The organism is Arsenophonus sp. ENCA (assembly GCF_002287155.1).
Lineage (GTDB): Bacteria > Pseudomonadota > Gammaproteobacteria > Enterobacterales > Enterobacteriaceae > Arsenophonus > Arsenophonus nilaparvatae.
The window spans coordinates 1-814 of record NZ_NHNG01000123.1 but is presented as its reverse complement, the minus strand read 5'-3'; the positions used below and the strand labels follow the sequence as shown (position 1 = coordinate 814).

The following is an 814-nucleotide window of genomic DNA, read 5'->3' as shown; positions in this document are numbered from 1 at the left end:
ATTAATTTATATTATTTTTTTCTAATTCATTTATTAGAAAGAATAATGACTGGGTCATAAAAAAAGCGGTAAAAAATGATAGTAATATTTTAGGTAATTAAAAACCCCGTGTATATAACGGGGTTAAATGTATTTATGATGTGAAATTATTCGACTTTTAATATTCGGCAGGTATTGGTGCTACCAATCTGACCCATTTGATCGCCCTGGGTGACTAAGACTAAATCAGCTGGTTCAATATAATTTTTTTCCAGCAGGCATTGAATGGCATTTTTAACAGCATTAATTGTATTAGTCTCCTTATTACAATAAATCGGGGTTACGCCACGGTATAGAGCACACTGATTTAAGGTCTTTTCATGATAGGAGATAGAAAATATTGGTAAACCTGAACTGATCCGAGACATCATACAAGCGGTACGGCCTGATTCTGTCATGGCAATAATCGCTTTTACTCCTTTTAAGTGATTGGCGGCATACATGGCTGACATCGAAATCGCTTCTTCAACGCTGTCAAATATATCATCGAGGTTATGTTTGGCAATATTTATGCCAGCCATCTTTTCTGCTCCAAGGCAAACCTGAGCCATGGCTTCAACGGTTTCAGCAGGATATTGGCCTGCTGCTGTCTCGGCTGATAACATAACGGCGTCAGTGCCATCCAGCACAGCATTAGCAACGTCCATTACTTCAGCTCGGGTAGGCATCGGATTAGTGATCATCGATTCCATCATTTGGGTGGCAGTGATGGCAATACGGTTTAGTTGGCGTGCCCGGCGTATTAGTTTTTTTTGTACGCCGACCAGCTCAGGGT

Annotated in this window: 1 protein-coding gene; it reads right to left on the bottom strand. The window is 40.0% G+C overall.

From position 1 onward, the window contains the following. Window positions 1-146: 146 nt before the first annotated feature. Window positions 147-814, bottom strand: a 668-nt coding sequence (locus CBG25_RS03505) for a pyruvate kinase (protein WP_290604552.1), incomplete at its 5' end; no start/stop codon positions are given.